Genomic DNA, 13,992 nt, shown 5'->3' with positions numbered 1-13,992 from the left:
GTAGCCCTCGCGCCGCTGACGTGGAAGAAAACCGGAATCATCAGGGTCCGTCACACCATTTTTCTGCTCCATTGATCAGTCGTCGTGAACACGAGGGCAGTTCGCCATGTTCACGACAGCAGGTGGAATCCGTCCCGGGCCACGTCACTTGACCGAAGCGAGACCTTCATCCCGTGACAGAGCAGGCCCCGCGAACATGGAAACCGCGTGCAGATCCGCCTCAGTCAGCGTGCGCGACGCGGCCGTGGTGGCGAGACGCTGGGCCAGCTGGTGTGCCTCCCACGCAGTGGGCTGGCCATCTGCCAGCAGGCCGTACAGGGCGTCGGCCACGGCGGCAGGCACTTCGTGCCCACAGCGGACCAACTGTCGCACGGCGAGCTCGATCAGCTGATCCGATTCGTAGTCCCCGAGGTCCCACTGCTCCGAGAAGCACTCCACGATCGACGCCGAAACGTCGAACAGGCGGCCCAGCGATCGGAGGTCGCCGGACATCACGACGACCGGGCCGGACGGACCGCGCCGCACTGCGTCGACGAACGCGTCCACGGCCTCGGCGCGCTGGTCCGCAGAGTCGGCCGCCCAGTCTCCGTCGGTCTCCAGCAGCAGCACACCGCCATTGGCCTCGCCGAACGCGCTGCCGACCAGACTCTGTGCCTGTCCAGGCCAGCGCGGACACAGATCCCGGCCCAGCGACAACGTCGTGACGTGGCCTGTGCGCACGATGCCCAGCTCCACCAGACTCTGCGCGTACAGCTTCGCGACAGCACTCCGCCCCATGCCTCGTCTGCCCGCCAGGACGACGTTCGCGCGGCGACCAGGTCCCTTGTTCCGCGCCTTGAGGCCGCAGAGGTCCACCAGCGTGCGTCCAGCGGCCTCGCGCACACCGTCCAGTCCCGCAAGCCCGAGGATGCGCTGCCACCCGAGCGTTGCCTCGACCGCGCCCACGGGATTCGTGGCGGCGTCCGGTGTGACCGCGCGAGGCGCGGCCTCGCCGAGCGCAGAGATCTCCGCGGCGAGGTCCTTGCCGGTGAGTCTGCTGAACTCCGTGTCCTTGTCCGGTGGTTCCACGGCAAGCCGTGACGCCTGGTTGTTCACCATGGCCTCGAACAGCTTGCGAGCCACACGACCGTTGCCGAAGGTGTCGTTCTTCGGCACGCGCTCGAAGTATTCGGTGAGCGCGTCCACCGCATCGTCGGTCAGTTCGTAGTAGTGCTTGCGGCAGAGGTTCGTGGTGATGGTGACGAGCTCGTCGACGCTGTAGTTGGGGAACTCGATCGTGCGGGAGAATCGGGAGGCCAGACCGGGGTTGGAGGCGAGGAACTGCTCCATCAGATCGGAGTAGCCGGCCACGATCACCACGATCTCGTCGCGATGGTCCTCCATCATTTTCATCAGTGCGTCGATGGCTTCCTGACCGAAATCAGGACCGCTGCCACCGGATCCGCTCGACAGCGTGTACGCCTCGTCGATGAAGAGCACACCACCCATCGCCTTGGTGACGACCTCGGTGGTCTTGATCGCGGTGGCGCCGATGTACTGAGCGACCAGGTCGGACCGCGCGACCTCGATCATGTGGCCGCGCTCCAGAATGCCGAGCTCGGCGAGCACAGCGCCGTAGAGACGGGCGACCGTGGTCTTACCGGTGCCGGGAGGTCCTGCGAACACCAGATGCCGCGACATGGGAGGCATCGGCAGGCCCATCTGCTGACGCTTTTGCGCCATCTTGATCAGGTTGATCAGCCCCAGGACCTCACGCTTCACCCCTTCCAGGCCGATCAGCGTGTCGAGCTCGGCGAGCGGGCCCTCGAGTTCCGCGCCCATGGCGCCCTCCAGCGTGGGCCGGTCGTCGAGCGGACGATGGGCGTCGACCGCGACCACCTTCGGCCGCGCCGAGGTCTGCGGCGCTGGATCGGTGACCAGGCCGGTGACCGTCAGCCGCTCGTGCTCGACGGCCACGCGTACCGGGCTGCCTCCGTTGCCGGTGCTCGTGCAGTCGGAAACGGTCACGGCCTCCTCGGTGTCCAGCAGCATCCCGTCCCCGGCGCTGCCGGTGATCTCGCATCCGCGCATTTCGCCACGTGAACCGCTGAGCAGATGCACGCCATGCCGCCGAGACGACCGGACCCGGCATCGGACGACCTGCAGGACGCTGCCCGCACCTGCCTTGATACCGTCTTGTTCCGCCTCCACCACCTCGCTGTCCTGGATGGACACGACGGAGTCCTCGATGCCGACACCACCGCCGCGCAAAAACATCGAGGTGAACTCGCCACGTGCTCCGCTGGCGAGCGTGACCAGGTGAGGTACGTCTCCCGTGACACGCAGGTCGTTCGCCTCGCCGTGGGAGTCCTCCAGGAACGACAGCCCTGCGGCGCCGGACACCTTGATCACCGCATCGGTGAGCGCCAGACGTGAACGCCCCTGGACCGTCACCGCCGGACCGGACTTCGGTACAGCGTGGAGCTCGCTGAACCGCACCGACGACTCGCCATCGACCAGCACTGCGCCGTGCGAGCTGCCCTCGATGTACACCGCCACGAACACCGGAGTGGACGCCCCCTCGACCATCACACCGACCGGGCTCGCGGTGATGGCGCAGTTGTCGAACCGCGGCTCCGCGCCGCCGGTGACGTAGACCGCGTTGCGGCCGGCGCCGTCGAAGCGGCAGTCGCGCAGCAATGTTCCGGAACCGGCCGCGATGTGCGCGGACTGCACACCCGCCCCGGTGAACAAGGACTTCTCGACCAGGACCTCGCCCGTGCTGCGCACGTAGAGATCGAGGCCGGCACTCTGGACGACCTTCAGGCCTCGGACCTCGGCACTAGCTTCCTGCTCCACCACCAGGGCGGGCTTGGTGGCCTCCGAGATCTCGCAATCCTCGACCATCAGGCGTCCGCTGCCGTTGACGCAGACACCGTTCCCTGTGGCATTCCGCACTTGCACCTGGCGCAGCGCGAGAACTCCGTCCTGCGCCACGACGACACCCGAGGACTCCACGTCGGCGATCTCGGTGTCCTCGATGCTGCTGGGCAGCGGCGACATGACGACGACACCGGCACCCGTGGTGTTCGTGACGTAGCAACCACGCAGCGCCACACACCCCTCGCCGCGTGCCAGTACCGCGGCCCAAGCCGTCGCCTGCACCTCGCAGTCATCCAGGGCGACCTCGCCGCGTTGGACGTCCAGCACGGCGACCGACTCGTCCTCGCCGAGGAAGATCAATCCGGAGAATCGGGCCGCTGTCGCCGCCACGATCACCGCGCTTCCGGTGCCGGACGCGACCTCCACCGTGCCGGGTCCCTCCTCGGCGGTGATGGTGACCATCCGCGTCACGACCAAGGATTCGTCGTAACGGCCAGGCAGGACGCTGATCGTCGCCCCGTCGCGCGCCTCCCGGAGGGCGGCACCGATCGTCGGGTAACCACCGGGCCGGTCCGAACCGACCACCAGCAGCTGGCGGTTCATCGTTCCTCCTCGTTCGTTCGCACCAGGCCGGGCAGCAGGCTGAACCTGCCTTCGGAAGCCTCTGGGACCCGTGTTTCGGGCGTGGCCTTGTTCCAGGACTCCATCGAGCGACGCAGCGAGTTCAGGGCGAGCTCGTCCAGCGAGGCCCGGTTCTCGGCGACCCGCCCGGACGAGTCGATCTCACCGGCGGCGAGCTCGCGCAGGAGCACCTGCCCGCGTCCGCCGTCCTTCGGCTCGACCAGATCGAGCACCTTGAAGCTCGTACCTGGCACGAACAACACGCGGTCAGCTGTCGGATGCCGCTCGGGTTCGAGCAGCCTGGTCCGCCGCGCGGTCATCGACCAAAGGACGACGTCGACCTCGTTGGCACCGCGCTGCGTGACGCAGGGCTGGCTCAAGGCGTGAACGAAACCCCATTCGGTGAAGAGCTTCCTGCTCCGGTAGAGCTCCCACTCCTTCTCGGTGGGTGATGTGGCGAACACCGCCGCGCCCCGGTGTGACGGCAGCCTGCTCAACCCCGACACCACACATCGCGCGAACGGAACGTGCGGCCCTACTGCTCCCGTTCGCAGCGCCAGGTCGAGCTGGTCGCCCTCACCGGACAGATAGAGCCGGATTGCCACCGCGTCGGTCAGGACCCCGGCGCTGCGCTGCACCGCCCCGTGGAACCCGGGATGCTCGGACATGATGCGGCTGACCGAGTTCGCCACCGCGGCGTACTCACGGGCCAGCGTGCGCCGAAGCCACCCGCGCTCCTCGTCGAGCCCACGCTGCGGCATCAGCGCGGCGGCGGCGGCGGATGGGGTCGGCTGGATCCGGCTGACGACCCTCGGCTCACCTGACGGCCGGGCTGGGGTGGCGGAGACCAGCGGCGGCGCCTCCGGCGCGGCGTCTGCGGGCTGGGCGGTACCGGAACGCGGTCCGACGGCAGGATGCTGCTCGGTCACCGCCGGAGACGCGGTGGTGGACGACCTGGTGGAACGGCCGCGCGGCCTGCGTCTCACAACCGGTCCCGCACTTCCGGTCACCTCCGGCCCACCCGCGACGATGACCTCCGCGACTGGTGGCAACGGGGGAAGCAGACCACCGACCAACGCGGACGGAGTCGCCACGGGCAGGTCGCGTTCGGAGGCCGGCCCACCGACCAGGGTGGGAGGCGGACTTCCCTGCCCGCCAGGAAGGTGGGCGACCGACGCCTGTGCCACCGCCGGGATGACAGGGGTGGCAGGCATGGCACCGCCCGCCATCCCGGCGGTGGGAAGTGGGGCGTCGGTGACTTCCGGTGTGCCCGGCGCAGACTCGGGCTCGTCGGCGAGTCCAAGGGAGACGGCGGAGTAGTCCTGCAAGCCCGCCCCCAGGACGGCGGGGGAAATCCCGTCCACGATCTCGTGGGCTCCGGCGGCCTCCAGTGCCCACGAGGGTCGCATGACGTCCGCTTCGGCAGCCGTCATCGGGGACAGGGCGTCCGGCAGGACGGCATCGAACCGCATGGTCAGAGTCATTTCCGCCGGCGAATCCGGCTCGACCGGCTCGTCCGCGGCCAGCTCGCGCGTCGTCGCGGGCGGATCGATCGCCGCCATGGCCGCGCCGGCTACCTCGGCTCGAGACCGCAGGACGGCATCGGCCCGCACCAAACCGCTCAGGCGGCGCGTCGCGGCCTCCAGTCTGCCGAGCACGTCCGTGGCGACTTCACGAATCACCTCACCCTGGCTGTCCTCGAAGAGCACGAGGTGCTGCTCCGAGTCGGGCAGGGCGGAACGCACCGCAGGCGCGTGCGGGAGTTCACGGTCCGGACGCAGCCACAGGCCAGCTGGCACGACCTCCAGCACCACACCGGGGGCGTACCGGTAGACGGCAGGGGCGACCTCCTCGATGCCGAAGATCGGCTCCCGGTAAGCCGACAACAACGGAACCGTCGCAGTGCCGCCGGATGGTGCGTAGACCAGTTCCTCGGCGAACGCGCGCCAGCCCAGGGTGCCGTCGGCGCGCAGCGTGAACACGTCCGGCCGGGCGCGCGAGCCGACCGGGATGCCGGTGTAGCAGGTGATCCGCTCACCTACAGCGTCCGCGATGGCCTGGCCGACGGCGATGTCCTTGCCAGGCAAGGTGAACGGGCCGAACTGCACCAGTTTCAGACGCTCGCGCAGCTCAGCGGGCAGCCAGCCCCAGAACCGGGTGACGTCGTACATCGAGATCGGAGGCGCCCCAGGGCAACCCAGCACCACCGTGCACACATCGGGCTGCGCCGGCATGGCTTCGATCAGACGCTTGCGGTGTGCGCGTAGAACGCTCTCTGGGCCACAGGGACGCAGCCACACACCGCCTGGCAACGGTTCGGCCACACTGCCCGCGCTGGTGGGCATGACCTCCACCAGCGGCGAGGCGATCTCCCAGGCTGGGCGGGGAAAACGCTTGCCGTCCGCCTTCGGCGGCTTGCCCGGCTGGAAGCGGACCCATCCCGTTCCCCAGCCGGAGTCGACGAACAACGATCCGCCGACGCCGCGCATCACCGCACCGTCGGGCGCGATCACCGTGCGGTTGAGCCGTTCGGACAACCACTGGCCAGCCAGTGCGGTGGTCTCACGCGAACGGCCGCTGATCACCAGACGCACGCCACGGCGTCTACGGGGCATCAGCTTCGCGGCCGACTCCCACACCGCGAACGAACTGTCGACCGGTAGATCGACGACGACCAGTTCGTGCTCGACGTCGGCGGCGAGTCCCAGTGCGAGATCACGGACCTCTTCGCGCAGCAGGTGTTTCGGACGCACCACGAGCGCGTTCCCGATCACGTGGCCGACCAGGTCCCCGTGACCACCGGAGCCCTGACGTTTGGTCAGCAGGCGCATCAGGCTCGTCCCTTCTCGGACACGCCCACGGCGGCCCGGCTCAGCGTCGGCCCGTCGGGGATCTGGTCAAGCACGGTCCTCGGCACTGGACGCGGCGAGACACCCCCGAAGCCCAGAGCGGACACGGTGTCGTCATCAGTCAGTGCGTACTTCATGCCGCGGTCGGTGATGAGGAAGCGGTCGGGCTTCACTCCGGGAGCGGCGGGAGCGGGCACGGATGCAGCCAGCACACCCGTTCCCCCCTTGAGCGTCACGCCCGGCCGCGCGCGGTCGCGGTCGACCAGCACCGGGGTGCTGCGCACCCCGGCTCCGTTGCTCTCCTGCTTGAGGCACAACGCCTTCTCTCCCGCGGGCACCGCTTTCGCCGTCATCAGGTCGGGAATGCGACCGACCAGCGAGGTGTCTCGCGACCTCGGTGCGTTCGCGATCGACGCAGCATCCAGTTCCACCGCGGGTTTTCCAGTGGACGCTTGCAGGAACGCGGCCTCTGTGGCGGAGAGAGTGGCCAGACCGTCGGCGCGCAGGACCGTGAAGTTCTGGGTGCCGTTGCCCACCTTCTGCCTGAACACCGTGCCCACCTGCCGCTGGACGCCACCGATCTCGACCTTTCGGTTCTGGTCGGGGATGTCGGCGGCGTCGAGTTCGGGACCGCTGGGAAGTGCGGCGAGCCAGGGCTCGGGGGCGACCGGAGGGTTCACCGCGCCCAGGCCGAGCGCGACAGTCATCGTTCGGCTCGCCAGCTTCATCTTGCCGCTCTGGCGAACGATGTACTCAGTGCCGTCCTTGGACGCGACCCAGATGTACTCGTTGTTGCCGAACGCGGTCATGGGCAGGCCGGTGTCAAAGCTCATGCTCGGTACCCCATCTCGCAGCTCGGAGGGAGGCAGGCAGGACACCCACGGCGTGTTCACCAGTGATTTCGGTGAAGGCACCGGGTCCGGAGCGTTCGGGACCCCGATCGGCGTGACAGCTCGTGGAAGGTCCTGCAACGAGGCACGCGAGATCATCTCGATCTTCGCCCCGGCTCCCTGCAGCAGCATCGCGGAAGCGTGGTTCAACACCGGCACGAGCTGGCCTCCCCGGTACACGAACCGGGTACCGCTCTCCTTCTCGACGATGATGACGTTCGGCTTCGCCCAGGCCGTGTTGCCTCCGGGGTACATCAGGCCGTACACCCAGAACCCGATGCCCGCGAGCAGCCCGAGCACCAGCCCGAGCACCAGCCCGAGCAGGGCGCGGCGAGCCGGTGGTTCGCTGTAGTTGGTGTCCCCCAGCAACAATGCGGCGCTCATGCGGCCGACGAGCGCCTGGTACGCGTGGACGTGGTCCTTCTTGGTCTGCACTTGGCTTCACCCCGCCAGACCGCGAACCCAGGCGAAGACGCCCAGCGCGTGCAGCACGAACGGGACAAGTGCCAGACAGACCACGTTCTCGAGCACATCAACCATGTGCGGCCAGATCGGCAGAACGCGGCGGTGTGCTGGCCGAAGTGCCGCCATCACCAGCAGCAGTGCACAGATCAGGAGAGTCGCGGTGCCGGCCACCCGCGTCGCGTCGCTCACTTCCCCGAGAACACCGAGCGAGAGGAGCAGGAGGCCCCATGCCCCGGCGACCGCGAGCGCCGTGCGCTGGCCGGTGTTGAGGTACTCCCTCGACCGCAACAGGATCGCGGCGGAGAGCAGACCTGCGAGCGTGAAGCTCAACCACTCGGGTTCACGCAGGAGGTACCAGAACGCGACCACGAAGAGCACCGACGAGCCGATCGTGAGGACGCTGAGATACCGGTCCGCGATCGAAGTCCGCGCGATGACCGTCGCGGCGGGCATCGGCTCGATGTCGATTTTCATCTCGTCGGCGTTGCGCGGAAGCTGCGGCCCCCGCAACCGCGCCGCCCGCGTAGCGAGCTTCGGCGCGAACAGCAGCAACACGAAGAACACGACCATGATCAGGGTCGCGGCCTGCAAGGCGGTCAGCTCGAAACCGATGTGCAACCACATCGCGAGCATCGCGCCGAAGCCGCAGACAGCGGCACAGCCCAGTGGCACGATCGGCAGTTCACGCGCGAAGAGCCGCTGCACCAAGAGCAATGCGGCAGCGGCACAGCCCATGACCGCGCCACCGAGCAGAACCGACCACGGCGGGAGTGACAACGCGTCCGTCACTCCCGCGTTGGCGACCAGCGCGGCCAGGCCGGCGAACACGCAGCAGGCGACGCCGGCGATCGCCGCGAGCCCTCGGTCCTCGACGGTACGTGCGACCAGCACCGCGACCACTCCCAGCACCAGCGCGAGCACGCCGGCTGTCAGCGCGGCGAAAGCGGTGACGACGTTGAGGAACAACGACGTCGCGATGGTGGCGAGGACGATCGAGGTGAGAGTGAGGAACACTCTGCGATTGACCTCGGGGCTCCAGCGGTCGCCGAGCCGGTTGACCGCGGTGGCCATTCCCTCCGCCACATCGTCGAAGTCCAGTTCGGGAAACGGGTCTTCTGCACGTGCGAGGTAGAACTGCTCGCCGTCGAGCCAGTCGAGCGTCTCCGGGGTTCCGTCCTGGTCGAACGGCGCCTCGCCGAGGCGCTGCAACACCCACGACCCGTATCCGTCGCCATCGGCCTTGCGGTCCGCATCGCGCACCACGTGTCGCACCAGAGTGGGAAGCAGGACCGCCACACTGGTCGACACCGGCACGGCCAGGTCGGCGCGGCCATTCGGGCCGTGCACCGTGATGCGGCAGAGTTCGGACGTCCCGGTCACAGTCCCTCGTTCCCCGACGCGGCCGCGGGCACTGTGGCCCGGCCCGGCACCGCGTCGTTCTGAGTGGTGCCCACCGGCACCAGTCCGGTCTGGATCAGCCTGACGCCGCGTCGCGTCACCAGCTGCGCGCGGCCGGGAGGAAGGGTGCGTGGTGCCGCCTCACCAAGGAACTTGCCCTCCTCCTTGGGATAGGAGAAGAGCAGGCCCGGCGTGCCGAGCTCCCACAGTCTGCGCAGGATCGGATCCATCATGCCGCGCATGGCGTTGGCACTGCTGCGTGCGATGACGACGTGAAGTCCGATGTGGACACCCTGCGCCAGCAGTGGGAGCAGGGTGTCCATCGCGCTGCCCCTGCCCATGCCGGCGTCGAGCAACTCGTAGTCGTCGACGACGACGAACAGTTGTGGTCCCTCCCACCAGTCGCGGCGGCGAAGCTGCTCGGAGGAGATCTCCGGGCCGGGAACCCTTTTGTGCAGGGACACTGCGGCCTTGGTCGTGAGGTCGGTGAGGGCGTCGGAACTGACGACGTGGCCGATGCTGTACTCGGCGGGCACCATTCCGTCGAGGTCGCGACGCGAGTCGCCGACGAGGATCTTGGCCTCGCCCGGCCGGTAGCCCTCCACGATCGAACGCAGGACCAGGCGCAACGCGTTCGTCTTCCCGGTCTCCGCGTCGCCCATGACGAAGAGGTGCGGCAGCGCGCTGAAGTCGTGCCACACCGGGTTGAGCCGCTGCTCGTCCAGACCGAGGCAGATCCGCAGGTCGCCGTCGGGCTTCGGCAGGTCCACCACAGGGAGGCGCAGGGGCAGCAGCCGCACGCCCGGAGCGCTGCGGCCCGGCCAGAACGTCCGGACCTCCTCGACGATGGACTTGGTGGCGCCTGCCAGGTCTTCGGTCTCCGACGATCCGTCGAGCCGGGGCAGCGCGGCGAGGAAGTGGAACCCGGTGCTGGTCAGCCCACGCCCTGGCTGGCTCGGCACGGTCGCAGCCTTGCGGCCCTGCACCTCGGATTCCATCGAGTCACCCAGCCTCAGCTCGAACCGGGTGCCGAGCACGTCACGCAGCCACGGCCGGATCTCCGACCAGCGGGTGGAGGAGACCACGAGGTGAATGCCGAACGAGAGGCCACGGGCGGCGATCTCGGTCAGCTTGGTCTCGAGGTCGTCGAAGTCCTGGCGCAGAGTGAACCAGCCGTCGATGACGAGGAACACCTCGCCGTGCGGGTCGTCGACCCGTCCACTGCGCCGCGCAGCGCGGTAGTCTGCCATCGAGTCGAACCCGTGCTCGGCGAACGCGCTCTCACGGGTCTCCATGACTTGCACGACTTCCTCGAGCGTGCGGACGACGCGATCCCGCTCCATTCTGGTCGCAACGGAGCCCACGTGCGGGAGTCCGCTGACGGACATGATGCCGCCACCCCCGAAATCCAGGCAGTAGAACTGGACGTCCTCCGGTGTGTGGGTCAGCGCGAGGCCGAGGATGAGCGTGCGGAGCAACGTCGACTTGCCGCTCATCGGCGCGCCGACGACACCGACGTGACCGTCGGCGCCGGAGAGATCTGCCACCAGCAGTTCTCGCACCTGCTCGTACGGCAGGTCGACCAGGCCCACGGGCACTCGAAGGCGGCCCCGCATCATCGGGTCGTCGACCGTCATGCCCAGGCTGGGATCCGGCAGCACGCTGGGAAGCAACGAGTCCAGCGGCGGGGACTCCGCCAGTGGCGGCAGCCAGACCTGGCGTGCGGCGGGGCCGACACCCTCGAGACGCCCGATCATCACCTCGACGAGACTCGGCGCGTCCTCGGCCGGGGTCTTCGCCTTCTCCTCGGCCTCGTGCTCGGCGGAGTCGTCCTGGGCAGTGGAACGGAGCCGCTGCGCGCTGGGGTTCGGCACGGTGTAGAACGGGACGATCTCACGCGCGGCGATGGCTTCCTCGCTCGGCGCGTCGCCCTCTGGCGCTGTGGTGAGGCACGGACCCGACACGTACGCGCTCTTGAATCGCACCAACGTCGAAGTGTCGATCTTGAGGTAGCCGTTGCCGGGTCCGGACGGCAGCTCATAGGCGTCGGCGACACCTATGACACTGCGGGACTCCATCGAGGAGAACGTCCGCAACGCGATCCGGTAGGACAGGTGACCTTCGACGCGGTGGATCCGTCCCTCGTCGACGCGTTGCGAAGCCAGCAGCAGGTGCACGCCGAGACTGCGGCCCAACCGTCCGATGGAGACGAACAGATCCATGAACTCGGGTTTGGCGCTCAAGAGTTCGGAGAACTCGTCGACGACCACGAGCAAGGTCGGTAGCGGTGGCAGCTGGCCACCGGTCAGACGCGCCTTCTCGTACTCGAACAACGAGGAATAGCCGGCTTCCCTGAGGATCTCCTGGCGCCGGGTCATCTCACCGTTGAGCGAGTCCTGCATGCGGTCGACCAGCGGCAGCTCGTCCGCCAGGTTCGTGATCACCGCGGAGGTGTGCGGCAGCTTCTCCATGTTGAGGAACGTCGCGCCGCCCTTGAAGTCCACCAGGACGAGGTTGAGAACTTCCGACGAGTGCGTCGCGGCCAGGCTGCACACCAGTGTGCGCAGGAGTTCGCTCTTGCCGGAACCGGTGGCGCCGATCAACATGCCGTGCGGGCCCATGCCGCCCTGCGCGGACTCCTTGAGGTCGATCTCGACGACCTCGCCGTCCTCGGTGACACCGATCGGTACCTGAAGACGGAAGCGTTGCGCGGATTTCTGCCGCCATTGGGCATTGACGTCGAACGTGTGCACGTCGCGGATACCCAGCAACGTGGTCAGCTCGAAGTCGTTCTCGAACGGACGGTCGACGATGTCGACCGTGCCACTGGTGCGTTTGGGAGCAAGCAGCCGGGCCAGCACGTCCGCCTGTGTTGTGCTGAGCGCGTCGGCGGTCGCGGTGCCCGTGTCCTCTCCAGCCGGGTAGGTGACCTCACCGTCCTGGCAAGTGAGCCGGAGCACCTTCGCGCCACCGGGCAGCGCACCGGTGGCGTCGAGGAGAACCACGTTGCGCAGTCCGGGTCCGAGCAGCGGTGAGTGCTCCGGGATGGAGGCGAGGTGCGCGACGACCACGACGAACGGTTCCGCCGTACCCGGCAGCACCGCCTTGTCGTGATCGCCGCGATCGGTGACCTCGGTGCCGATCAGTTCGATGAGTTCGTCGTGTTCACAGGTCAGCATGCGCAGCGGGCCTGCGGCGTCACGGTCCGCGGGGTGCGCGGTGTGCGGCAACCACTTCACCCAGTCCCAGTCGGCCTGGTTCTGTGGCGCGGTGAGGACGGCAATGCGCATTTCGTCGGGTGCGTGGAACGTGACGAGCTGAGCGATCATGGCACGCACCAGTCCGGCCGCCGTGTCCGGATCGCCCGCGAACTCGACGCTCGTGAAGCTGCGCAATCCCACGGAGATCGGGATACCGGTGACGGTCCGGTATGTCTCACTGAAGCGCCGCAGGGAAATCGCGCACAGCGGTTCAAGATCCTCGATGGGCTTGGTGGACGGCGGTGAGAACTCCATCGCCGCCTGTTGCACACCGAGACCGATGCGCACGCGTCCGAAGTCGTCGTGGCTCCCCCGCCGCTCCCACAGCCGGGCACTGGTGGCGATGTTCCACAGCCACGACGGATCGGGGTTGTTCCACGCGACCGCAGTGCGCTGCTCGTCGCTCTTCTCCCTGGCACGGCGACGCAGCTGGGAGATGTAGCGCAGGTAGTCCCGGCGTTCGGCGTTGAGCTTCTTCTTCCGTTCACCGCCGCCGCGCGCCAGTTGGCTGATCGCCATGCCCACCATGCCCAGCGCCATGGCACCCGACATGATGATCATCAGCGGCGACCCGCCGCCTCCGGTACCCATGTTGGAGAACATCAGGACCATGGCGATCGGCCCGAGCGCCATGGGCACCATCATCAGCACGGAGTTGTAGTCGCGTGCCGCCGACTCCGGCACCACCGGTGGTTCCTGGAGATCCTCCTGGCCCTCGGGCATCTCCGGCCCGGCGAGGCGGGGTCCGCGCTTGACGGTGACCGTGCTCATTCGATCACGCCCGGCCTCTTGGCCGCGATCGCTCCGGCCGCCCAAGCGGTGTCGTCCTGCCTGAGCAGATCGGCAGCCGTCCGTTCCTTCTCCTTCTCGGCAGCCGCCTCTTCCGCAGCGCGTGCCTCCTCCTCCGCTTGCCTCGCCTCCGCCGCACGAGCCTCGAACTCCTCGTCCCCACCGCAGGTCTGGGCGTCGTCGTCGAAGTGGAAGCGCGGCAGGAACAGCTCGTCATCCTCGTCGTACACGGTCTCGGTCACGCCTGCCGTCGAGCGGGCCGCGGTGTGGTTCACCGACCAGCCCCACGGCATGGTTTCCCGCAAGGTGTAGTCGGGCGTGAACGGCTCCTCGGCATCGGCCGCACCGGAGTTCAGTGCCCACGGCAGGACCGTGGCACCGGCACTGTCCCAGGCGGCGAAGTCCTCGTCCGCGTCGTCCGGACGCACGACAGCGACCCGGCCGTCGTCCGAGGGCTCCGGCACGACGAGATCCAACGGCGTTCCGGATTCTGCTCCTCCTGCCCCGTCGATCGGTGCCGACACGTGGTCCGGCAGAAGAGCCGCGCCACCGGTCACGACCGTCTCGTCGCGATCACGGTCGTCGGGAACAGGACCCTGAGCGCTCTCCCAGGCGGCACTCTCGACGCCCGGCAGAGCGGAGAAGTCGGTCCTCCTCATTCGGTCAGGCGTGCCGACGGGCGTGTTCGCCCCGGTAGGGGTACCCAGGGCGGATACACCTTGCCACGCTGAGGTCTCCGAGACGGGAAGACCTGACGTGCCGGGGTTTGGCACAGCCCAGTCCTCACTTGCCGCGCCAGGGGCGGCACCGATCTCCGGATCACCGACGCCCGGCAACTCCGCACCCCGCCACGGCTCA

At 68.3% G+C, this 13,992-nt stretch carries 6 protein-coding genes; all 6 read right to left on the bottom strand.

Translation table 11 applies throughout. The features are described 5' to 3' along the window. Positions 1–144: 144 nt before the first annotated feature. Genes ABZV40_RS18835 through ABZV40_RS18810 form a run of 6 tightly spaced genes read right to left on the bottom strand, consistent with a single transcriptional unit; the run spans position 145 to position 13,793 of the window. The gene (locus ABZV40_RS18835; protein WP_355442592.1) at positions 145–3,465 is read right to left on the bottom strand and encodes a right-handed parallel beta-helix repeat-containing protein; all 3,321 of its coding nucleotides are present in this window, start codon (positions 3,463–3,465) and stop codon (positions 145–147) included. Further along, positions 3,462–6,314 (bottom strand): hypothetical protein, encoded by a 2,853-nt coding sequence (locus ABZV40_RS18830; RefSeq protein WP_355442589.1) that lies wholly within the window; start codon positions 6,312–6,314, stop codon positions 3,462–3,464. The genes ABZV40_RS18835 and ABZV40_RS18830 overlap by 4 nt, the downstream gene beginning before the upstream one ends. Continuing rightward, positions 6,314–7,657 (bottom strand): type VII secretion protein EccB, encoded by a 1,344-nt coding sequence (gene eccB / locus ABZV40_RS18825; protein WP_355442586.1) that lies wholly within the window; start codon positions 7,655–7,657, stop codon positions 6,314–6,316. The genes ABZV40_RS18830 and eccB overlap by 1 nt, the downstream gene beginning before the upstream one ends. Before the next feature lie 6 nt (positions 7,658–7,663). Continuing rightward, the gene (eccD, locus tag ABZV40_RS18820) at positions 7,664–9,067 is read right to left on the bottom strand and encodes a type VII secretion integral membrane protein EccD (protein WP_355442583.1); all 1,404 of its coding nucleotides are present in this window, start codon (positions 9,065–9,067) and stop codon (positions 7,664–7,666) included. Next, entirely contained in the window at positions 9,064–13,116 is a 4,053-nt protein-coding gene (eccCa, locus tag ABZV40_RS18815) for a type VII secretion protein EccCa (protein WP_355442580.1), read from the bottom strand. The genes eccD and eccCa overlap by 4 nt, the downstream gene beginning before the upstream one ends. After that, on the bottom strand, positions 13,113–13,793 hold the full coding sequence (locus ABZV40_RS18810; RefSeq protein ID WP_355442576.1) for a hypothetical protein: 681 nt from the start codon (positions 13,791–13,793) through the stop codon (positions 13,113–13,115). The genes eccCa and ABZV40_RS18810 overlap by 4 nt, the downstream gene beginning before the upstream one ends. Positions 13,794–13,992: the final 199 nt, after the last annotated feature.

Origin of the sequence: Lentzea sp. NPDC004782 (assembly GCF_040609115.1) — a bacterium.
GTDB lineage: Bacteria > Actinomycetota > Actinomycetes > Mycobacteriales > Pseudonocardiaceae > Lentzea.
The sequence above is the reverse complement of the archived record's forward strand: the minus strand, read 5'-3'. Positions and strand labels throughout refer to the sequence as shown.

Coding starts and splice junctions, on each gene's coding strand:
- ABZV40_RS18835 (WP_355442592.1), bottom strand. CDS start 3,465: ATGAACCGCCAGCTGCTGGTGGTCGGTTCGGACCGGCCCGGTGGTTAC.
- ABZV40_RS18830 (WP_355442589.1), bottom strand. CDS start 6,314: ATGCGCCTGCTGACCAAACGTCAGGGCTCCGGTGGTCACGGGGACCTG.
- eccCa (WP_355442580.1), bottom strand. CDS start 13,116: ATGAGCACGGTCACCGTCAAGCGCGGACCCCGCCTCGCCGGGCCGGAG.
- ABZV40_RS18810 (WP_355442576.1), bottom strand. CDS start 13,793: ATGAGGAGGACCGACTTCTCCGCTCTGCCGGGCGTCGAGAGTGCCGCC.